The organism is Salmonella sp. 32031103-2018-00083-FB-01-SM-01 (assembly GCF_017571995.1).
Classification (GTDB): Bacteria; Pseudomonadota; Gammaproteobacteria; order Enterobacterales; family Enterobacteriaceae; genus Salmonella; species Salmonella enterica.
In genome coordinates this window covers 1,078,552-1,099,103 of the sequence record NZ_JAGEQL010000001.1, presented here as the reverse complement: position 1 = coordinate 1,099,103, position 20,552 = coordinate 1,078,552, and the positions used below count along the sequence as shown (strand labels likewise).

18 protein-coding genes and 2 pseudogenes are annotated in these 20,552 nt (G+C 53.7%); 9 read left to right on the top strand and 11 right to left on the bottom strand.

Features of this window, described 5'->3' with window-relative positions; translation table 11 throughout:
* Window positions 1–68: 68 nt before the first annotated feature.
* Window positions 69–1,499 carry an exodeoxyribonuclease I gene (sbcB, locus tag J4614_RS05565; protein ID WP_088523976.1) on the bottom strand — a complete coding sequence of 477 codons (1,431 nt, stop codon included), beginning with the start codon at window positions 1,497–1,499 and terminating at the stop codon, window positions 69–71.
* A gap of 135 nt (window positions 1,500–1,634) precedes the next feature.
* On the opposite strand from sbcB, the pseudogene J4614_RS22015 reads away from it, so the two are divergent.
* Window positions 1,635–1,712: pseudogene (locus J4614_RS22015) on the top strand (hypothetical protein); the annotation flags it as partial.
* Between the two features lie 129 nt (window positions 1,713–1,841).
* Here the strand turns inward: J4614_RS22015 and sopA are convergent.
* Entirely contained in the window at window positions 1,842–4,190 is a 2,349-nt protein-coding gene (sopA, locus tag J4614_RS05560; RefSeq protein ID WP_000704007.1) for an SPI-1 type III secretion system effector HECT-type E3 ubiquitin transferase SopA, read from the bottom strand.
* Between the two features lie 261 nt (window positions 4,191–4,451).
* On the opposite strand from sopA, the pseudogene J4614_RS05555 reads away from it, so the two are divergent.
* The 8 genes and pseudogenes from J4614_RS05555 to J4614_RS05520 form a co-directional block, all read left to right on the top strand.
* Window positions 4,452–4,551: pseudogene (locus tag J4614_RS05555) on the top strand (heavy metal-binding domain-containing protein); the annotation flags it as partial.
* 258 nt (window positions 4,552–4,809) lie between these two features.
* A complete protein-coding gene (phsA, locus tag J4614_RS05550; RefSeq protein ID WP_000028232.1) occupies window positions 4,810–7,086 on the top strand; it encodes a thiosulfate reductase PhsA in 2,277 nt (758 codons plus the stop codon).
* A 14-nt stretch (window positions 7,087–7,100) separates the two neighbouring features.
* Entirely contained in the window at window positions 7,101–7,679 is a 579-nt protein-coding gene (phsB, locus tag J4614_RS05545) for a thiosulfate reductase electron transport protein PhsB (RefSeq protein ID WP_023251554.1), read from the top strand.
* Complete coding sequence (gene phsC / locus J4614_RS05540; protein ID WP_001092549.1) at window positions 7,676–8,440, top strand: thiosulfate reductase cytochrome B subunit; 765 nt, start codon at window positions 7,676–7,678, stop codon at window positions 8,438–8,440. The genes phsB and phsC overlap by 4 nt, the downstream gene beginning before the upstream one ends.
* A 123-nt stretch (window positions 8,441–8,563) precedes the next feature.
* Window positions 8,564–9,736 (top strand): serine-type D-Ala-D-Ala carboxypeptidase DacD, encoded by a 1,173-nt coding sequence (gene dacD / locus J4614_RS05535; protein ID WP_000925038.1) that lies wholly within the window; start codon window positions 8,564–8,566, stop codon window positions 9,734–9,736.
* A gap of 150 nt (window positions 9,737–9,886) precedes the next feature.
* Window positions 9,887–10,354: a DNA gyrase inhibitor SbmC gene (sbmC, locus tag J4614_RS05530; protein WP_000384326.1), complete on the top strand. Its 468-nt coding sequence runs from the start codon at window positions 9,887–9,889 to the stop codon at window positions 10,352–10,354.
* 118 nt (window positions 10,355–10,472) lie between these two features.
* Window positions 10,473–11,531 carry an FUSC family protein gene (locus J4614_RS05525; RefSeq protein WP_001200862.1) on the top strand — a complete coding sequence of 353 codons (1,059 nt, stop codon included), beginning with the start codon at window positions 10,473–10,475 and terminating at the stop codon, window positions 11,529–11,531.
* A gap of 244 nt (window positions 11,532–11,775) precedes the next feature.
* Window positions 11,776–12,111 (top strand): DUF496 family protein, encoded by a 336-nt coding sequence (locus J4614_RS05520; RefSeq protein ID WP_000450405.1) that lies wholly within the window; start codon window positions 11,776–11,778, stop codon window positions 12,109–12,111.
* Window positions 12,112–12,144: 33 nt separating this feature from the next.
* Here J4614_RS05520 and pduX read toward each other — a convergent pair whose 3' ends face one another.
* The 9 genes from pduX to pduO all read right to left on the bottom strand — a co-directional run bounded on the left by pduX (window position 12,145) and on the right by pduO (window position 20,545).
* Window positions 12,145–13,011 carry an L-threonine kinase PduX gene (gene pduX, locus J4614_RS05515; protein WP_001518728.1) on the bottom strand — a complete coding sequence of 289 codons (867 nt, stop codon included), beginning with the start codon at window positions 13,009–13,011 and terminating at the stop codon, window positions 12,145–12,147.
* 93 nt (window positions 13,012–13,104) lie between these two features.
* Window positions 13,105–14,319: a propanediol utilization propionate kinase PduW gene (pduW, locus tag J4614_RS05510; protein ID WP_000120646.1), complete on the bottom strand. Its 1,215-nt coding sequence runs from the start codon at window positions 14,317–14,319 to the stop codon at window positions 13,105–13,107.
* Window positions 14,304–14,756: a propanediol utilization protein PduV gene (gene pduV / locus J4614_RS05505; RefSeq protein ID WP_000826270.1), complete on the bottom strand. Its 453-nt coding sequence runs from the start codon at window positions 14,754–14,756 to the stop codon at window positions 14,304–14,306. The genes pduW and pduV overlap by 16 nt, the downstream gene beginning before the upstream one ends.
* A 4-nt stretch (window positions 14,757–14,760) precedes the next feature.
* Window positions 14,761–15,111: a propanediol utilization microcompartment protein PduU gene (gene pduU, locus J4614_RS05500; protein WP_000441100.1), complete on the bottom strand. Its 351-nt coding sequence runs from the start codon at window positions 15,109–15,111 to the stop codon at window positions 14,761–14,763.
* Window positions 15,111–15,665, bottom strand: coding sequence for a propanediol utilization microcompartment protein PduT (gene pduT / locus J4614_RS05495; RefSeq protein WP_000075777.1), 555 nt, complete (start codon window positions 15,663–15,665; stop codon window positions 15,111–15,113). Before pduT ends, pduU begins: the two co-directional genes overlap by 1 nt.
* A gap of 2 nt (window positions 15,666–15,667) precedes the next feature.
* Window positions 15,668–17,023 (bottom strand): cobalamin reductase PduS, encoded by a 1,356-nt coding sequence (pduS, locus tag J4614_RS05490; protein WP_094888484.1) that lies wholly within the window; start codon window positions 17,021–17,023, stop codon window positions 15,668–15,670.
* The gene (pduQ, locus tag J4614_RS05485) at window positions 17,020–18,132 is read right to left on the bottom strand and encodes a 1-propanol dehydrogenase PduQ (RefSeq protein ID WP_001091452.1); all 1,113 of its coding nucleotides are present in this window, start codon (window positions 18,130–18,132) and stop codon (window positions 17,020–17,022) included. Before pduQ ends, pduS begins: the two co-directional genes overlap by 4 nt.
* An 11-nt stretch (window positions 18,133–18,143) precedes the next feature.
* Window positions 18,144–19,538: a CoA-acylating propionaldehyde dehydrogenase PduP gene (pduP, locus tag J4614_RS05480; RefSeq protein WP_094888485.1), complete on the bottom strand. Its 1,395-nt coding sequence runs from the start codon at window positions 19,536–19,538 to the stop codon at window positions 18,144–18,146.
* A complete protein-coding gene (gene pduO, locus J4614_RS05475; RefSeq protein ID WP_001029484.1) occupies window positions 19,535–20,545 on the bottom strand; it encodes a two-domain cob(I)yrinic acid a,c-diamide adenosyltransferase PduO in 1,011 nt (336 codons plus the stop codon). The genes pduP and pduO overlap by 4 nt, the downstream gene beginning before the upstream one ends.
* Between the last annotated feature and the right edge of the window lie 7 nt (window positions 20,546–20,552).

The window sequence follows — 20,552 nt, the reverse complement described above, 5'->3', positions numbered from 1 at the left end:
TGTTTACCGGATGGCGGCGTCACTATTTATCCGCTCTGGATTAACAATGCCCGTCAGGCATTGGTCAATTACACAATCTCAGTTGCGTACTGCCACAGTGATTTCAGCAGCCCCAGCTTCGTTTTATCTTCCGCATACTGCTGAGAAAGCATCTGCAATTCGTTGGCATACTGTTGTAAAAACTCCGGCGTCAGCACCTGACGGCGATGCTCCAGCCAGCGCTGCTGCTCTGCGTCATCCAGCGTACCGGGAAAATTGCGCGCGCGGTAATTAAACAGTAGCTTCTCAATGCGCTTATCGACAAAGGTAATATCTAGCGCGGGCAGGTTACGCGGCTCGGTTTCGAGTACGATTTTCATGGCTGCGCGATCGGCATCGCTGAAAAAACCATCATAGAGCTGGGCATCAACGTTATCCGAGGCGGCAAAAGGTTCGGCTTCGGCGAAAATCGCCACCACTTTGTCGCGGACCTGCGGGTTTTCACGCAACACTTTCAGGTTATCCAGGCAGTGCTGGCGGTTAATTCCCAGCCGGTCGGCATCCTCCGGGCGCAAGGTATTCGCCTGCGCCAGTACCGGACATTTATTGATATGCACCAGCTTTACCGGCACTGCGGCGTGATCGCCAAGATCGGCTTTGGCCGTATAAAGCCGCTCGCGAAGGGTGTCGCTGTCCAGTTCAAGAAGAGGAGAAATATCGCCTGCTAAATCGACCATGATCACCGCGTTACGGTTTTCAGGATGCCACGCCAGCGGCGCGACCCAGCTTGTATTACCGCGCCACGCGCCAAACATGCCGGAGACATGCACCAGCGGCTTCATTTGCGGAACGTCAATCAGCGCCGCCAGTTTATGTTTACTGCGGTGGCTATAAAGATAATCAAACAGCCGCGGCTGGCGTGTTTTCACCAGTTGCGCCATCGCAATAGTGGCGTAGACATCCGCCATCGCATCATGCGCGTTGCTGTGTTCGATCCCGTTCGCCTGGGTTAAATGTTCCAGACGAAAGCTGGGCAGGCCGTCGTCGTTTTCCGGCCAGTTAATTCCCTCCGGGCGCAGCGCATAACAGGCGCGCATGACATCCAATAGATCCCAACGTGAATTATCATGCTGCCAGCTCCAGGCATAGGGATCGTAAAAGTTGCGATAAAAAATATTGCGCGTGACTTCATCATCAAAGCGCACATTGTTGTAGCCCACAACGCAGGTTTTAGGAACGGTAAACAGCGCATGAATGCGTCTGGCGAAAGCGGCTTCGTTTTCTCCTTTCTCACGCGCTTCCTGCGGCGTGATGCCGGTAATCAGCACTGCGCCGGACTGCGGTAGATAATCATCGGCGGGTTTGCAATAAAACACCTCCGGCTCGCCAATAACGTTGAAGTCGTTATCCGTACGGAGCGCGGCGAATTGCGCAGGTCTGTCGAGGGCCGGATGCGTACCGAAGGTTTCGTAATCATGGAAGAGGAATGTGCTCTGTATGCTGTCGTTTTTAACTGTCACTTGATGTACACGCCTGATGTTATATGTATATGAAATATTTTATTCTTTTATTTTGTCGTTGATTGATTGTATTTGTACACCAATTGATATTGTTGCTAATGTTCGTACATGCGATGGTGAGTACAAAATACTAAAATGACCATCAGCGACACTAAGCTACGCTCCCTCTATGGTAAACCATATTCCGGTTCATCTGAAATTACTGATTCCGATTTAGTACTGTATGGAATTTAGGCCAGGGTCAATCTGGCCGGGATCTCAAAAAATGCATGGACTAAAACGGGTCTATTTACAGAGGGACACAACGCTGTGTCCCTTAATTCCATACGGGTTAAGGCTGGACTACGCCCAGGCCAGTGGCAGGATGGATGACAGAACACTCGGGAAATATTTTCTGGCATGACGTTGCATACTATCCGCTACAACGCTGGTACAGGTAAAGGCGCCATGGAGGCCGTGAAAACGGTCGGACCAGTCGGTAAACTGTTCGCTGGACGGGAAGATCGCCGGAGACAGCTCCCAGGCTTTCTGCATCAGCGCCTCCGCATAGCCTCTCAGGGCCGGCGGAGAGTCATGCTCAGTGCCGAAAATGGCGCTGGAGGAATAGCGTGCGAATGCGGTACTGAGACAGAACAGGGTTTCCGCCTGCTTCTGTGGGGTGGCGTCAGTCAGGTGATAAGCACTGAGGATGTGCTGGTAGTGTGCCGGGCTGAGTTTGCCTTCAGGAAGCAGGGGGTCAAAAATGGTGTTCAGACGCGACACTGAGGCATCATCAATCAACTTCACGGTGGAATGTTTCTGGTTCGTGGCGGCAATAAACTGCTGGTTCAGCTCCCCGTGCTCTTCAGTGCTGAGGATGATATCAATCAGTTCCCCAAAGCGTCGCTGCACGGCCTGCTGATTAAATGCGGCGAGAAACACCGGAAAGTCATGACGGAATAACTCTACCGGAGAGATTTGCGCGGTGGAAACGTTCTCTCCGGCTCGCAGCAGGTAAAAGTTGTCCCATGCAGTGTCAGGAGTAGGGTTTAGCATTGTTAACAGCGTGTCAGTGGAGAGCATCATCGCCGTGTCTGAATCTTGGGAGGAAAGCAGCAGGAAATTATCTGCAGCGCGGGTTGTCCAGTCCGGGCTGCCGTCATAATTGCCGAAGAGCCCATTATGGATGTGGGGAGACACCGCCGGGTGAGCAAGATACTGTTCATAAAGCGCTGCAGCTTTCTGGCGGATGCCATCAGTGCAGTCCACGCCTGTCATACAGTGTAAAATCACCTGATTAAAGAGTCCGCTGTGAGTGGTCATGGCGGCGCTGTTCCTGTCAAACGAATCCAGCAACACAGGCAGTATGCGCTGCTGATAATATGTGTCAGGAGCCGGCAGGGGAACGTCATTATAGGTCTGGCACTGGTGGGCAAAAAAACGTTCCTGAACAGGCCTGATCCACTCGCTGATAAGCGCACTTTGCGTATAGGGGGGGTGGGCCAGTACGCTCACCAGCGAGCTTTCAACTGGCCGGATACGTGCCTCTGTTAAGCGGCCACTCCGAAATGACTTTACCAGATCTTCCATTGCCCGGACTTTTTCCTGTCTGTATTTATCGGGCAGGTTGTTAATGGTCATCAGAATACTTTTACCATTATTATGTTCATGATTTAAAAATCCATCCACAGCGTTCTCAGTCCAAAGGAGTGGCATTTGCAGCCAGATATCACCTAGACGAATAAAATTTCCGCCCCCTGACACTGACGGAGGTGATGAATTATCCGGTTCATTTAAAATAACGTCGGAGAGGTTGGCTTTGTGAGGTATAAGCGTATTTTTTAAGGTTGTATTAATAAAAGAGGGCTGTTGTTGTGTAGTAATTGAATACAGTAAAGACACTTCATTCATGTCTGAATTACTAAATTTCGTATTACTGCAGACTACATCATTCAGTGTCGAATAAGTGAATCGGCATTCGTCAAAATGTAAATGAGATATATCAGAATAAGTAAATTTTGAATTTGAAAAGTTGAACCCCTTGATAATATCGCCGTCTCGCTTCATGAAGTTGGGGGGCAATATTTTGCTGAATTTAATATTACGGAAATCTGCGTTTGAAAAATCGCGATCTGCGGTCGTAAGGGGTTCTCCGGCTTGCTGTCGTAAAACTGCATCCGTGAGTTTCTTAGCCCAGTCGGCAGGTGATGACGGGGAAGACGTAGCCTGAAGTGAGAGGGAGGGGGATACTGGTGGTGTTCTACCTTCAGAAACCGTTGGCCTGTTATTGGCTGATACAGAGACTCCACCGGGGAGCGGGGCCGCACCTGTCACTCTGTAATTATAATCACGTGATTGATTTGCTATATGCTTACGCATGAATGCTGCAGTCATTTTTGAGGCATCTTCTTCTGAAATATTTTTCTTACCTGTATTATTTGTATCTTTAATATTTTTAACAGTAATCAATGTTTTGTTTAAGGTGTTTTTATCTTTCGGCTGAAAGAAGTCTTTTATTTTTTGTGGTAACGTGAACTCAATCGGTGAGTCCTTTCCTGTTTTAAATTTTTCATTTAAAGATGTATGCGTGTTTTTAACACTGGTTATTTTTGAGGCGAGCCCGTTTTTCGTATGTTCACGAATAGAGGTAATTAATTTTTTAACCTGGTTAGGAATAGTAGAAAAATTAATTGTGCCTGATGATATTTTCATTAGAATTCCTTATCAACATCATTATGGAAAAACGGTCTGGATTTTTAACGCCTTAGAAGTAAGTTTCATATGTCGGTATGGCGATGGAGATCACAATTCACCATGTTATCTGGCAGGTTTCTTTCAGAAAGTGTCCATCCTGCCATCATGTCACCGTATTGTGGGATGCTGACGTATCTGCGGAAAAATCCATGCATAAGAGAGCGGGTCGGGTAACGAAGCCTATAAGTGCGCAAAAGTAAACCCGCTTTGATGCTCAATCAGCGTTTTTTCGCCGGCATTCGGGATATCGTCGGCGGACGGTCCGGCGCGTATGAGAAAGAACTGCGAAAAGCCGCGCGAAATCGCTTTTCAGGAACTAATCGTTTTTTTTAAAATATTATTACGTGTTATTGGAGTTGTATCATTTTTATAATTAACAGTGGGTTGTTTGATAATTCTGCTGATTATTCAATGACAGTCCATGTGCGTGTTCAGAAAATATAAAATTTTTATAAAACAAAAGGTTTATCGTGTCGGCATCTTCATTTTAACAACTATTTCAAATTGTGATTGAAGCCGACATTTCATAATACAAATTAAATATAATCTTCAGCTATATCTAATAACAGGAGGTTATATGAGCATTAGTCGTCGTTCTTTTTTGCAGGGGGTAGGCATCGGCTGCTCTGCCTGCGCGCTGGGCGCTTTTCCGCCCGGGGCGCTGGCGCGCAACCCGATTGCCGGCATTAACGGTAAAACCACGCTAACGCCAAGCTTGTGCGAAATGTGTTCCTTTCGTTGCCCTATTCAGGCGCAGGTAGTCAATAACAAGACCGTTTTTATCCAGGGCAATCCTTCTGCGCCGCAGCAGGGGACGCGCATATGCGCCAGGGGCGGGAGCGGCGTCAGCCTGGTCAATGACCCGCAACGGATTGTAAAACCTATGAAACGCACCGGGCCACGCGGCGACGGTGAATGGCAGGTGATTAGCTGGCAACAGGCTTACCAGGAAATCGCGGCGAAAATGAATGCCATCAAAGCGCAGCATGGCCCCGAGACCGTGGCTTTCTCTTCCAAATCGGGCTCGCTCTCCAGCCATCTTTTCCATCTGGCTACGGCCTTTGGTTCGCCTAATACCTTTACTCACGCCTCAACATGCCCTGCCGGGAAAGCCATTGCGGCAAAAGTGATGATGGGCGGCGATCTGGCGATGGATATCGCTAACACGCGCTATCTGGTTTCGTTTGGCCACAATTTGTATGAAGGGATTGAAGTTGCCGATACCCATGAGTTAATGACCGCGCAGGAGAAGGGGGCCAAAATGGTGAGCTTCGATCCGCGTTTGTCGATATTTTCCAGCAAGGCGGATGAGTGGCACGCTATTCGTCCCGGGGGGGATTTAGCGGTTCTGCTGGCGATGTGCCACGTCATGATTGATGAACAACTCTACGATGCGTCTTTTGTTGAGCGTTATACCAGCGGATTTGAACAGTTAGCACAGGCGGTAAAAGAGACGACGCCGGAATGGGCCGCCGCGCAGGCCGATGTCCCGGCCGACGTTATTGTCCGGGTGACACGCGAACTGGCCGCCTGCGCGCCTCACGCTATTGTCAGTCCTGGTCATCGCGCGACGTTCTCGCAGGAAGAGATCGATATGCGGCGTATGATTTTTACGCTTAATGTACTGCTCGGTAATATTGAGCGCGAAGGCGGGCTATATCAGAAAAAAAACGCGTCGGTTTACAACAAACTGGCCGGAGAAAAGGTCGCGCCAACGCTGGCGAAACTCAACATTAAAAATATGCCGAAACCGACGGCGCAACGCATCGATTTGGTCGCACCGCAGTTTAAATATATCGCCGCTGGCGGTGGCGTGGTGCAAAGCATTATTGACGCGGTGTTAACCGAGAAGCCTTACCCGATAAAGGCGTGGATTATGTCGCGGCATAATCCTTTCCAGACCGTCACCTGTCGTTCGGACCTGGTAAAAACCGTTGAGCAACTGGATCTGGTGGTCAGTTGCGATGTCTATTTGAGTGAGAGCGCGGCATATGCCGACTATCTGCTGCCGGAATGCACCTATCTCGAACGGGACGAAGAGGTATCGGATATGTCGGGACTGCACCCGGCTTACGCTCTGCGCCAACAGGTCGTAGAGCCGATTGGCGAGGCGCGTCCGAGTTGGCAAATCTGGAAAGAGCTTGGCGAGCTGTTGGGATTAGGGCAGTACTATCCGTGGCAGGATATGCAGACGCGCCAACTCTATCAGTTGAACGGCGACCATGCCTTAGCGAAGGAACTGCGACAGAAAGGGTATCTCGAATGGGGCGTTCCGCTGCTATTACGCGAACCAGAATCCGTTCGCCAGTTTACGGCGCGTTACCCCGGCGCTATCGCGACGGACAGCGACAACACCTATGGCGAACAGCTTCGCTTCAAATCGCCCTCCGGCAAAATCGAACTTTATTCCGCAACCCTGGAGGAATTGCTCCCAGGCTACGGCGTTCCGCGCGTTCGTGACTTTGCGCTTAAAAAAGAGAATGAGCTTTACTTCATTCAGGGCAAGGTGGCCGTGCACACCAATGGCGCGACGCAGTACGTACCTTTACTCAGCGAGCTAATGTGGGATAACGCGGTCTGGGTCCATCCGCAAACGGCGCAAGAAAAAGGCATTAAGACCGGCGATGAGATCTGGCTGGAAAATGCTACGGGTAAAGAGAAAGGTAAGGCGCTGGTGACGCCCGGTATCCGTCCGGACACGCTTTTTGTCTATATGGGATTTGGCGCTAAAGCTGGGGCCAAAACGGCGGCGACGACACACGGTATCCACTGCGGAAATTTACTGCCGCACGTGACGAGTCCGGTATCCGGTACGGTAGTGCATACCGCAGGCGTGACGCTGAGCCGGGCATGAGGGAGGAGGGAACCATGAATCATTTAACGAATCAGTACGTCATGCTGCATGATGAAAAACGTTGTATCGGCTGCCAGGCGTGTACCGTTGCCTGCAAAGTGCTTAATGACGTACCGGAGGGATTTAGCCGCGTACAGGTACAAATTCGCGCCCCTGAACAGACATCCAACGCACTAACCCATTTTCAATTTGTCCGCGTCTCCTGCCAGCACTGTGAAAATGCGCCATGTGTCAGCGTTTGTCCTACCGGAGCGTCATATCGTGATGAAAACGGGATCGTGCAGGTGGATAAATCGCGCTGTATTGGCTGCGATTATTGTGTTGCCGCGTGTCCTTTCCATGTGCGCTATTTGAATCCGCAAACCGGTGTCGCCGACAAGTGTAACTTCTGCGCCGACACGCGGTTGGCGGCTGGCCAGTCTCCGGCGTGCGTATCCGTTTGCCCAACGGACGCGCTGAAATTCGGCAGACTGGATGAGAGCGAGATCCAGCGCTGGGTCGGTCAGAAAGAGGTCTATCGCCAGCAGGAGGCGCGTAGCGGCGCGGTCAATCTGTACCGTCGTAAAGAAGTCCATCAGGAGGGTAAAGCATGAATACTATCTGGGGAGCGGAACTACATTATGCGCCAGATTATTGGCCGCTGTGGTTAATTTACGCAGGCGTCGTGGTGCTGCTCATGCTTGTTGGGCTGGTTATCCATGCGTTATTGCGCCGGATGCTGGCGCCAAAAACGGCGGGCGGCGAAGAGCATCGTGACTATCTCTACTCGCTGGCGATTCGCCGTTGGCATTGGGGAAATGCGTTACTGTTTGTTTTATTACTGTTAAGCGGTTTATTTGGTCATTTTTCTCTCGGCCCTGTAGCGCTAATGGTACAAGTGCATACCTGGTGTGGTTTTGCCTTACTGGCTTTCTGGGTCGGGTTTGTGCTGATCAACCTCACCACAGGTAACGGGTGTCACTATCGGGTAAATTTTTCCGGACTGGTGACGCGCTGCATACGCCAGACGCGTTTTTACCTTTTTGGCATCATGAAGGGGGAAGCGCATCCGTTCGCGGCAACAGAGCAGAGTAAGTTCAATCCACTGCAACAACTGGCATATCTGGCAATTATGTACGCGCTGGTACCGCTGTTAATCATCACCGGTTTGCTGTGTCTCTATCCGCAGGTTGCGGGTCTGGGCCCTGTGATGCTGGTGCTGCATATGGCGCTTGCTATCATCGGCTTACTGTTTATTTGCGCGCATCTCTATCTGTGTACTCTTGGCGACACGCCGGGACAAATTTTCCGTAGCATGGTTGACGGCTATCATCGTCATCGTACCGCGCCGCGCGGGGATAAGTCCGCCGTCTGAGCGTATCCATAAAATAAAGTCAGCAAGAAAATGTGCCTTGTGTCACATTTTCTTGCAATTTATCCATGTTTGTTTAACTGAACTTCCGTAAAAAGAACGGCAAATAGAGACCATCCTGAGGACATGCTGTTGAAACGCCGTTTGTTTATTGCCGCTTCTTTATTCGCGATGCACCTTTCTCCTGCGCTTGCGGCCGATGCCGTAAGTTTTGCTCCCCAACCGCCAGCCATTGATGCAGGCGCCTGGGTGTTGATGGATTACACTACGGGACAGGTTCTTACCGCCGGTAATGAACACCAGCAACGCAATCCCGCCAGCCTTACCAAGCTAATGACGGGCTACGTCGTCGATCGCGCCATCGATAGTCATCGTATCAGCCCTGACGATATCGTCACCGTTGGGCGCGACGCCTGGGCGAAGGATAATCCGGTGTTTGTCGGCTCCTCGTTGATGTTTTTAAAAGAAGGGGATCGCGTGTCGGTGCGTGATTTAAGCCGTGGCTTAATCGTGGATTCCGGTAACGATGCCTGTGTGGCGCTGGCGGATTATATCGCGGGCGGGCAGCCGCAGTTTGTGGCGATGATGAACAGCTATGTGAAAAAACTCAATTTACAGGATACCCATTTTGAAACCGTCCACGGTCTGGATGCGCCGGGACAACATAGCTCCGCGTATGATCTGGCCGTACTCTCCCGGGCGATTATTCACGGCGAACCTGAATTTTATCACATGTACAGCGAGAAAAGCCTGACCTGGAACGGCATCACGCAGCAGAACCGCAACGGCTTATTATGGGATAAGACCATGCATATCGATGGGCTTAAAACCGGACACACATCGGGGGCGGGATTTAATCTTATCGCATCGGCGGTGGACGGGCAGCGTCGACTTATCGCTGTTGTGATGGGAGCGAAAAGTTCGAAAGGCCGTGAAGAACAGGCGCGAAAACTGTTGCAGTGGGGCCTGCAAAACTTTGCGACGGTGCAGATTTTGCACAGCGGTAAAAAAGTGGGCAGCGAGCGAATCTGGTATGGAGACAAAGAAAAGATTGCGCTGGGTACGGAACAGGATTTCTGGATGGCGCTGCCTAAAGCGGAAATTCCGCATATCAAAGCAAAATATGTGCTGGATAGAAAAGAGCTGGAGGCGCCAATCGCCGCTCATCAACAGGTAGGTGAAATAGAGCTCTACGATCGGGATAAACTGATCGCTCAGTGGCCGCTGGTTACTCTGGAATCGGTGGGTAAAGGCGGTATGTTCTCTCGTCTGAGCGACTATTTTCAGCATAAAGCGTAAGCCGTTGTCACATACCGTTCACCGTCATCTGAGGTGTCAAAAGGGCGGGATTGCGAGGTTGCTCACAAAATGATCACGCTGTCCTTGTGACCGTAAAATGCTGTAATTATACTGTACATTCATACAGTATGGTAAAGTGACGGAGGCAGCATGGATTACGAAATCAGGCAGGAACAAAAACGCAAGATAGCTGGTTTCCACATGGTCGGTCCATGGGAACACACCGTGAAGCAGGGTTTTGAACAACTGATGACGTGGGTGGATCGACAGCGGATCGTGCCAGTTGAATGGATTGCCGTCTATTACGACAATCCAGATGTCGTACCTGCGGAAAAACTCCGCTGCGATACCGTGGTGTCCGTGGCAGAGAATTTCATCCTGCCGGACAATAGCGAAGGCGTAATCGTGACCGCCATTGAAGGCGGCGAATATGCCACTGCTGTCGCGCGTGTGGAAGACCGTGACTTTGCGAAGCCGTGGGAACGGTTTTTTGACGTCCTGGAGCAGGATAGCGCTTATCAGATAGCCTCTGCGCCCTGTTTTGAAACCTATCTGAATAACGGCATGGAAGATGGATACTGGGATATTGAAATGTATATTCCGGTACAGCGGAAGTGATCGACTGGTTTCCTGGCTGAAAAGAGCGGACGGATAATGTGTTCCGTCCGCCAGTGCGCTATTTTTGCTATAAAGCAGGTACAATGCATTTTTTGCCATTCCCGTAAGGAGCGCAAGCGTGCGTGCCGATAAGTCATTAAGCCCTTTTGAAATACGGTTGTACCGTCATTATCGCATCGTGCATGGCATACGTATCGCCCTGGCGTTCATTCTTACCTTTCTGCTGGTTCGTCTGTTTTCTATTCCCGAGGGCACATGGCCGCTAATCACATTAGTGGTGATTATGGGGCCCATCTCATTCTGGGGAAATGTAGTGCCTCGTGCTTTTGAGCGCATAGGCGGTACGATCCTGGGCGCGGCGTTAGGGCTGGTGGCGCTACGCCTGGAGCTCTTTTCCTTACCGCTGATGCTGGTGTGGTGTGCGATAGCGATGTTTTTGTGCGGCTGGCTGGCATTAGGGAAAAAACCGTATCAGGCGCTACTGATAGGCATAACGCTCGCCGTTGTTGTCGGCGCTCCCGCTGGTGATATGAATACGGCATTATGGCGTGGCGGGGATGTGATTTTGGGGTCGCTACTGGCGATGTTGTTTACCGGCGTCTGGCCCCAGCGCGCCTTTTTGCACTGGCGCATCCAACTGGCGCATTGCGTCACGGCGTATAATCGGGTGTATCAGGCAGCGCTGTCGCCGAATTTGCTGGAGCGCCCCCGGTTGGATAAACATTTGCAACGGTTGCTGAACGATGTCGTCAAAATGCGCGGGCTGATAACGCCCGCCAGTAAAGAAACCCGGATACAAAAATCTATTTTCGAGGCCATTCAGACCATCAACCGCAATCTGGTTTGTATGCTTGAATTACAAATCAATGCCCACTGGGCGACGCGCGCCAGCCATTTTGTGATGCTTAACGCGCACACATTGCGTGAAACCCAGCAGATGACGCAGCAAACCTTGCTAACGATCGCCCACGCGTTGTTTGAAGGCAACCCGCAGCCGGTACTGGCAAACACCGGTAAACTGAATGATATTGCTGCCGAGTTGCGGCAGCTAATGAACGAGCAGCAGGGCGACGCGGTGGCTGAAACCCCCATCCACGGCTATGTTTGGCTAAGTATGGAAACGGCCCGACAGTTGGAACTGCTTTCGCATTTGATCTGCCGGGCTTTGCGCAAATAAAAAGCAGATGGGGTGAATGAATTTGTTGCTGCTTCGATTCAGCAAAGATTAAGAGTATGATACTAATATAAGGATAAAATGAGTGCTACTGACAACGATTTTATCTCCGAACCTTCAGGTTTCCCCAGACGGCGACGTAACGGTGTTTCCTCTGGCGGCTTGAAGTATGACGGGGATAAACGTAATGTTTATCCACTAGCAGTTGCTTAACGAATCCGAATCTCACATTATCAGGGGTGTAAAAATGGAAACAACCAAGCCTTCTTTCCAGGACGTGCTGGAGTTTGTTCGTCTGTTCCGTCGCAAAAATAAACTGCAACGTGAAATTCAGGACATTGAGAAGAAGATCCGTGACAACCAGAAGCGTGTGCTGCTGCTGGACAACCTGAGCGACTACATCAAGCCAGGTATGAGCGTTGAGGCGATTCAGGGTATCATCGCCAGTATGAAAAGCGACTATGAAGATCGTGTTGATGACTACATCATTAAAAATGCCGAAATCTCCAAAGAGCGTCGCGACATTTCCAAAAAGCTGAAAGCGATGGGCGAAATGAAACACGCCGATGTAAAAGCCGAATAATGCGCTACGGCAGTGGGAGCGTATATCAGGCTCTCACTGCAGTTTGACCCCGCCTGTGACCATCTTGAGTAAATGTTGTTTTGGCCAGTGTCGGGTAAGTTTTTTCTCTGCCAGCTTACCTTTCAGACGCGCAATATCATGACGTTTCCGGTCCAGCATCAGACCCACCACGCTACCGCTATGCGCCACGTTCAATCCGTATAAATCACACTCTTCGACCAGCGACAGCAGGGCGGTAAAGCCCGGCTTAGGTAACAGCGTCTGGCTGGCGATAGCGCTAAGCGTAGCCGCCTCACCCAGTCGGAGCGGATTTTGCGTTATACAGGCTTCCTGCACCAGATTCCAGGCCTGCTGCAAGGTTGCTGAACTTGCTATTAATTTCTGCTGGCGAGGGAGACGGTGGTAATCTTGCGTGCGCAGTGTGACCGGGCTTTCCAGTACCAGCAAATCGATTGGCGGCGGTGGCTCGCAGGCGATTTGCGTGGCCGCATTATTATGATCAAACAGCGTTAACTGATGAAAAACGGTGCTATCAGTGGGTTCGATTGAGACGCAAAGCTGTGCAAGGGTGGTTTCATCCAGCGAATGGCCAAGATGATGCGCCGTTGCCACCGCCGTAGCGGCGATATCTGCGGTGCTGCTGGCCATGCCTTTGGCAACGGGAATTGACGAACGCACATCGACGCGAATCTCGTTACTCCAGTGCGCAGGATACTGCCAGTGCGCCAGAACGCGCTCCACCATCGCCCGCGACAATGGACGCTCGTTTACCAGCGGCGGCGCAGCCGTGACTGCTACGGTGCTGTACCAGTCAACAGGGCAGGAGACCAGTTTCTCACTGCCCAGAATCCATCCCTGGATAAGTTCCCCGCATGAGGCGGGGCATTGCGCAACAGCCACGTTATCACCTTTCAGGTACAAATAGTGTGCGCGCATAGTGTCATGGTAAAAGCGTTATTACCATGACTTGCCGCAATGCGTCGTATAACCCTCTCAGGCTGGTACACAAAGCCCTTCCGTGGCAGGTAGCGCAACGCGCATAACGTCTTGTGCGATCATTAACTCTTCGTTGGTGTTGATGACGGCGACTTTCACCAGGGCGTTCTCCGTCTGGATAAATGTCGCATTACGCTGATTTTTCTCTTCATCAACGGCTAAGCCCAAAAATTGCAAATTATGGCACACCGCCGATCTGGCGCGCGCTGAGTTCTCGCCAATGCCCCCAGTGAATACCAGCGCATCCAGTCCTCCCATTTGCATAATATAGCTGCCGATGGTGGCGCGAATGCGTTCGGCAAACAGAGTGAGAGCGAGTTTAGCCTGCCGGTTACCGGTATTGGCTGCCTGTTCGACATCGCGGTAATCAGACGACACGCCAGAAACGCCCAGCAAGCCTGACTCATTATTTAATAACTGATTCAACTGTTGCGGCGTTTTGTTTTCGCGCTGGGCTATCCACGGCAGAATAGAGGGATCAATATCTCCGCTACGAGTGCCCATCATCACGCCTGACTGCGGCGTAAAGCCCATCGACGTATTGACCGAACGCCCGTTCTTGATAGCGCAAATGCTGCTACCGTTTCCAAGATGACAACAAATCACCCGTAATGCGCTGAGTGGTACGCCCAGCTTTTCAGCCAGAACGCCGCTGACATACTTATGGCTGGTGCCATGAAAGCCATAACGGCGAATCCCCAGTTCAGCGTAATAATGCCAGGGAAGCGGGTAAATATAGGCGGGTTCATCCAGCGTCTGGTGAAATGCCGTATCAAACACGGCTACGGAAGGGGCATCAGGCAACAGTTGACGAAAAACGTGAATACCCAACGCGTTTACCGGGTTGTGAAGCGGAGCCAGTTCGGCAAGACGTTCGATTTGCGCTAACGTTTCATCCGTGACCAGCGTCGAGTCTTTAAAAAACTCACCGCCGTGCGCCACTCGATGGCCCACCCCGTCAATGTCCCGCAGACTGTTAATGATTTGATAACCCAGCAGCTTTTCCAGAAGCAGCGTTACCGCATCGCGATGATCGGCAACGGGGACGGTTTCCTGCCATTTTTGGCTGTGCGTCTTAATTGTCACCTGCGCATCCGCCATACCGATACGCTCAATCAGCCCCTGGCAGAGCATGTCGCCCTGCGGCATCTCCAGCAGCTGGAATTTTAACGATGAGCTGCCGGCGTTAATGGCCATTATTTTGTAAGACATAAAGGTTCCTTCGAATTCAGAAAATCCAGCACGGCGTCGAGACCCGAGTTATTCAGCGCGCTGGTAATAAAAATCTGCCGGGCGCCAGCCTGCGTAAGCCATTGTGCGATAAGCGAAATACGCTGCGGGTCAGCGAGATCGGCTTTGGTGACAAGGCCAATCGTCGGGCGGTTCATCGGGGCGGTAAAACCCGGAGAAAAGGGCGACCACTGGGCGTCGGCATTCAGCACCAGCGCGATGACGTCGGCCTCGCAGGCGCTGGTTAGCAGGGCGCTATACAGGCAGCGGTTCTCCAGATATTCGCCCGGCGTATCGATAGCCATCGGAGACCATTCAATGGCCTGAGTTTTCTTATAATGGAGCGCTTCGCCGCGCAGGCTTTGGGTCAGCGAGGTTTTCCCGCATTGGCTGGGGCCGATAAACATCAAACGCTTCATGACGTTACGTCCGGGTGATCGAACAGGTGGTGAACTGCATCATTTCGCCCAGCGTGCGCGTTACCTGCTTGAGGGCATACTCGACGGCGGAAACGTCGCCGGTCAGCACTACGGCACCGGTAAAGCGATCGAGAAAACCAATTTCCACCGCGCCGGATTTAGTGGCGATATCGCAGGCGATAATCGATGCTTCGCTCGGCGTGATGGTAAGGATGCCAATCGCGGAAACCGCATCCGGCAGGCCCAGCTTCTTAAAGAGATCTTTCCCCGGATTGGCAATCAGGTGCGCGAGGGTGACCTGTTTCCCGGGAACGTACTCCTGAATCATGCGATCCGTTGTTGGCTGTCTTTCCATTATCCCTCCACCATCTGTCGCCACATGGCTTCATGCGGGCGCGGGATCACCGAGCGGTAAACCAGCAACCCTTTTTCGCCCGCGCTTTCGCTGGCAACCGTCACGGCGTTGTTGACATCAGAAACGTCGCCCGCCACCACCATGTAGCATTTACCGCCGATGCCGAAGGCCATATGCACCCGCACCAGGGTGACGTTTGAGCCTTTCACCGCCCGGTCTGCGGCGCTAATGCAGGCCGCTACGCTCCAGGTTTCGACGATACCTACCGCCTGGCGCTTATCGACGCTGTTCAGGCCGCTGATGGCCGGAAGTACGCTGGGATGAATATTTGCCAGCACCAGGCTGTCGACGAGCATTTCGCCGGCCTGGGACGTACCGGTTTCAATGGCCTGCTGGATAGCGCCGATATCGCCGCCGAGCATCAGCAAAAACTTCCCCGGACAGATGGTTTTACTGACCAGCAGATTAACGTTGGCGCTTTTCAGCATCGCATCGCCGAGTTCCATCCCTTTGGCGATGCTGGTGAGTTCTAAAATTCCTATAGCCTGAGACATGGTTAACCTCTTACAACCGTGATGGCCTGTTCGCTGATGGCCGAAACAATGCCGTCGATGCTGGCGTGAATGGGGGTGCCGAGCGCGCCAGGCGGGACATCGGCAACGCACTGTCCGCGCGTCACGCGCTCGCCGACGGCAACAGTCGGTACTGCGCTGGCACCAATATGCTGGCGCAGCTGCAAAGTGACTTTTTCTACTGACGGCTCTTCTTCCACCAGCGGTGCCTCCTGGTACCAGGGACTTAGTCCCAGTTTGGCGATCAGCCGCTTCACCGGCACCAGGCGATATTTCGCCATCTCGTCGGCCGGGTTCAGCGGCCCTACGTAGCGCTGGTTTTGCGCCCGCAGCTCGCGTTTTAACATGCGGTTGATGCGCATCGGCGAGATCCCCACCGGGCAGGCCACGCTTTCGCAAATGTTGCATTCCGAGCAGGTAAGGGCGCTCAGCAGCAGCTGCGGCGTGGCGGCCTGGTGAAAGTTCAACGCCCGCACCAGCAGGTGCGGGGAGAGTTCGTGGCCGATCAGATGCCGTGGGCAGAGATCGGTACACAGTCGGCACTGCTCGCAGACGGTGCGCGCGACGGAAAGCACCGTGCGCTCGTCCTGCATTCTCCGCTGGATAAGCGGATGGCTTTTGGGGAGCACCAGCAGGCCGCCGGTAGTTTTCGTCACCGGGTTATCAAGAGAGGTAATCAGGCCACCCATCATCGGGCCGCCGTTAATAAAACCAGGGTCGTCGACCGTTGCGCCGCCCGCCAGCGCCAGCACTTCATGCAGTGACATGCCGACAGGAACGGTAACGGTCAACGGTCTGGCGACCGCGCCGTTTACGGTCAACGTGCGACGAGTGACCGGAAACTGCTGCTCGACCGCCCGGGCAATATTCAGCACCGTTTGCACGTTATTGACGACCACGCCGACGCTGGCCGGTAGCGCAGCCGGGGCGACCCGGCGGCCGGTTGCCATCCAGATAGTCAGCACCTCATCGCCCGCAGGATAAACATCCGGCAGGATATGCAGGCGGATACCGGCTGGCAGCTGCGGGGTGAGCGCGTCGATGGCCCGGCGGTATTTTTCTTTCAGGGCTATCACCCCTTCGCGCGCGCCGGTTGCCGTCATCGCGTACTGCACGCCGCGAACAAGACGCGCGGCCTGCTGCCACATCAGTTGCTGGTCAACTTTGAGCATCGGTTCACACTCGGCGGCGTTCACCAGAAAAATCTCTACCTGCGCCTGTAGTTTGACGTGAGCGGGAAAACCTGCGCCGCCCGCGCCGACAACGCCCGCTGCGCGGACGCGCTCGCGAATTTCATCAGCGCTATAAGACATTTCAACGACGTTGACGGCGGTACTCATAGCAGTTCCTCCAGCAGTTCACGAATTTCCTCGGCATTGGCCGGGCGCGGGTTAGTGCGCAGCGTAACGTCAGCCAGCGCAGCCTGCACCATCGCCGGAATGCGTGCGGAAAAGTCGGATCTTCCTTCTTTAAGCGCAACGGCCAGTGAGGGAAGGGCGCAGCGTTGCTTAAGCAGTTCGATTTGCTGAATCAGCGCATTGATTGCCGCGATATCATTGGCTTCTGCCGGGCAAAAACCGCAGGCTTTGGCCATCCGCGCGTAGCGTTTGGCGGCGCGTGGAACTCCGGCGTTAAAACGGATCACCGCCGTGAGCAGCAGCGCATTGGCCAGCCCGTGCGGCAGATGAAACTGTCCGCCAAGCTGGTGGGCTATCGCGTGGTTAAGCCCCAGCCCCGCCTGGCTGAAGGCCATCCCGGCGAGCGTTGAGGCATTGTGCATTTTCCCGCGCGTCGCCACGCAGTCGCCTTTTTCCACCGCCGTGGGCAGATACTGGAACACCAGTTTGGCAGCCTTTTCCGCTAGCGCGTCGGTAAAGTCGCTGGCGTGTGGTGACACCCAGGCCTCCAGGGCGTGGGTCAGCACGTCCATGCCGGTGTTGGCGGTAATCTGCGGCGGTACGCTGACCACCAGCTCCGGGTCGAGGATCGCCATATCCGGATACAGCGCATTGTTGAACAGCGGGTACTTGATGCCTTTATCCGGGTCGCTAATTACGCAGGCGCTGGTCACTTCCGAGCCGGTGCCGCTGGTGGTCGGGATCGCCACGCAGGTTTCGATATTGATGCCGCTTTGCTGGCTAAACCAGACAATCGCTTTCGCCGCGTCCATTGCCGAGCCGCCGCCAAAACCGATCACCACCTGCGGTTGCAGAGCCTGCATTTGCGCAATGCCCTGCACCACGGTATGGATGGTGGGGTCCGGCGTTATCTCGCTAAAGACGCTGATGCGGTTATCTGCGGGCAGCGCGTTACGCAGGGTATCCAGTAGCGGCGAGCGCGCCAGAAAGCCATCGCAGATTATCCAGATGTGCTTATTGGTAAAGCGCTTGAGCACCGCCAGGCTGCCCTGACCGCTGTACAACCGCGTTTGTAGTGAGAAGGTATTCATCGCGACCTCGGTTAGCGAATAGAAAAGCCGTTGGTCAGTACGCAGCGCCGGGAGCGGGCAAAAGTACGCGCTGACGTGGTCCCTTCACCGGTTGGTGTGGCAATAGTAAAGGTGGTAAAGCCTTCGCCGCCGACGCCGATCCCGGCATAGGAGGGGCCGTTTTTGACGAATATCGAGGTTTGCAGCGTGCGGGCCGCGAGGTTCAGGCGCGACACGTTCTGCGAGTGCATAATGGCGGTATGATGCAGCCCCTCTTCAACCTTCAGGGCCAGCGCCAGCGCGCTATCGAAATCGCTGACTTTTACCACCGGCAGCATCGGCATCAGCTGTTCGCTGGTGACCCACGGATCGTCGGCGTTGACAACGGCAATCAGCAGACGCGGCGCTTTTGCAGGGACAGCGATCCCGGCGGCTTCCAGCATGGCCGATGGGCTCTTGCCGACCAGTTTTTTATTCGCCTGGCCTTCAGGCAGGCAGACGGCGCGGAGTTTGTCGGTATCGGCAGGGCTTAGCAGCAGCGCACCGAAGGTTTGCATTTGCTGCACCAGACGTTCGGCGACGCTCTCCACTACGATCAGGCTCTTCTCGGCAATGCAGGGCAGGTTGTAATCGAATGAAGCGCCGTTGATGATATCTTCCGCCGCTTTCACCAGGTCCGCTGTTTCATCGACGATGCAGGGCGGGTTACCCGCGCCAGCGCCAATCACCTTCTTACCGCTCTTCATGCCCATTGCCACAATGCCGGGGCCGCCGGTAATAGCCAGTACCGCGATTCGCGGGTGGGCCATCATCTGCTGGGTCGCTTCGAAGGTGGGTTCAGCTACAGTCACCACCAGATTGCGGATGCCGCAGCAGCGGAAGGCAATCTCTTCAATCAGGCTAATCAGCTTCAGAGAGACCTTTTTCGCGCCCGGATGCGGGCTAAAGTAGATACTGTTGCCCGCCGCCAACATGCTGATGCTGTTATTGATGATGGTTTCCGTCGGGTTGGTGCTTGGGGCGACTGAACCGATGACGCCAAACGGCGAGTATTCAAAGAGTACCATGCCGCCGTCACCGGTCAGCGCGGTGGTGGTGAGATCTTCTACGCCCGGCGTGTTGTCCAGCGCAGCCTTGTTTTTGAGGAATTTATCTTCTTTGTTGCCCATTCCCGTTTCATTGGCGCTCTCCTCTGCCAGAGCAGCCAGCAGCGGCGTCAGTTCCTGACGCATCGCGCTGATGATAGCGCTGCGGGTTTTCAGCGGACACTGCTGATAACGTAAGAACGCCTGATGCGCGGCATCGATGGCCTCGCTCACGGACTGGAAAATCCCTTTGTCCTGAGGCTGGGCCGGTGTTTGCGCTGGCGTGGTTAATTGCTCGCTAAGAATGGTGCGAATCAGGGTTTCGAGTTCAGAAGTATTCATTGATGTGTTCCCACGTTAATAGCCGCGATGGCGGTCTGTGCTATGTCCATGTCCTGCTCAACGCTGCCGCCGCTGATGCCAAGACCTCCAATTAATATGCCGTCGCGCCATAGGGCGTAACCGCCGCCAAAGGTGACCACTTTTCCCTGTAAATGACTTTCCAGACCGTAAAGCGCGGCGCCCGGCTGAACGACATCGCTCAGCTCATGGGTCGCCGTTTTCATCGCCACTGCGGTCCAGGCCTTTTTCGGCGCCAGCTCGCTGCTGACCAGCAGGGCGTCCGGCATCCGCCAGGTCACAGTTTCCGTGCCGTGCGCGTCAACGATGCTGACGACTACCGGAACCTGCAGTTGCTGCGCGCGTTCAACGGCGGCGCGGGTGAGCTGGTGCAGATCGTGGAATGAGAGGGCCACTGGCGTCGTCTCCTTGCTGTGGGGCGGCTGGCAGGCAGCCAGATAGCGCTTGCTAACTTCACGGATGATGTTGGCCTGGTGCGCATCGCTATCTTCCGCGCGGGCCAGGGCGTACAGGCAGTCCGATAAGCGGTTGATGTAGCGCATCAGCACCTGGCGTACGTTGACTTCAGTTGCCAGTTCAACCAGACGGCGTTCGGCGCGGCGCGCCAGCGTGCGGGCAAAATGTAAGCGGCTCGCGGCTTCGCAGCGTCCGGGTAAAATAAAGCTGTGCAGCGGTTCGACGCGGGCCATTGCCCGATCGATAGCGGCTTCCAGAGCCGAAATCTCTTCGCTGCTGATGTAGCGCTGTTTGGGTGACGGCTGCTCGCTGTCGCTGGCCAGCTCTGCGCTAAACCAAAAAAGTTGCTGCTGGATGGCCTCGAGTAAGGTGCGGTGATTTTCATCCGCAGCGGCGCAGGCGCACAGGCTCAGCGCGGCGTTCAGCTCATCCAGCGTGCCGTAGGCTTCAACCCGCGGGTGGGTTTTGCTCACCCGCTGGCCGGTAAACAGTGATGTGGTGCCAGCGTCACCTGTTCGGGTATAAATCGCCATAACCGCC

Excerpts from the sequence above, each read along its gene's own strand:
- sopA (WP_000704007.1), bottom strand. The coding sequence starts at position 4,190 with ATGAAAATATCATCAGGCACAATTAATTTTTCTACTATTCCTAACCAG.
- phsA (WP_000028232.1), top strand. The coding sequence starts at position 4,810 with ATGAGCATTAGTCGTCGTTCTTTTTTGCAGGGGGTAGGCATCGGCTGC.
- phsB (WP_023251554.1), top strand. The coding sequence starts at position 7,101 with ATGAATCATTTAACGAATCAGTACGTCATGCTGCATGATGAAAAACGT.
- phsC (WP_001092549.1), top strand. The coding sequence starts at position 7,676 with ATGAATACTATCTGGGGAGCGGAACTACATTATGCGCCAGATTATTGG.
- dacD (WP_000925038.1), top strand. The coding sequence starts at position 8,564 with ATGCTGTTGAAACGCCGTTTGTTTATTGCCGCTTCTTTATTCGCGATG.
- sbmC (WP_000384326.1), top strand. The coding sequence starts at position 9,887 with ATGGATTACGAAATCAGGCAGGAACAAAAACGCAAGATAGCTGGTTTC.
- J4614_RS05520 (WP_000450405.1), top strand. The coding sequence starts at position 11,776 with ATGGAAACAACCAAGCCTTCTTTCCAGGACGTGCTGGAGTTTGTTCGT.
- pduW (WP_000120646.1), bottom strand. The coding sequence starts at position 14,319 with ATGTCTTACAAAATAATGGCCATTAACGCCGGCAGCTCATCGTTAAAA.
- pduV (WP_000826270.1), bottom strand. The coding sequence starts at position 14,756 with ATGAAGCGTTTGATGTTTATCGGCCCCAGCCAATGCGGGAAAACCTCG.
- pduU (WP_000441100.1), bottom strand. The coding sequence starts at position 15,111 with ATGGAAAGACAGCCAACAACGGATCGCATGATTCAGGAGTACGTTCCC.
- pduT (WP_000075777.1), bottom strand. The coding sequence starts at position 15,665 with ATGTCTCAGGCTATAGGAATTTTAGAACTCACCAGCATCGCCAAAGGG.
- pduS (WP_094888484.1), bottom strand. The coding sequence starts at position 17,023 with ATGAGTACCGCCGTCAACGTCGTTGAAATGTCTTATAGCGCTGATGAA.
- pduQ (WP_001091452.1), bottom strand. The coding sequence starts at position 18,132 with ATGAATACCTTCTCACTACAAACGCGGTTGTACAGCGGTCAGGGCAGC.
- pduP (WP_094888485.1), bottom strand. The coding sequence starts at position 19,538 with ATGAATACTTCTGAACTCGAAACCCTGATTCGCACCATTCTTAGCGAG.
- pduO (WP_001029484.1), bottom strand. The coding sequence starts at position 20,545 with ATGGCGATTTATACCCGAACAGGTGACGCTGGCACCACATCACTGTTT.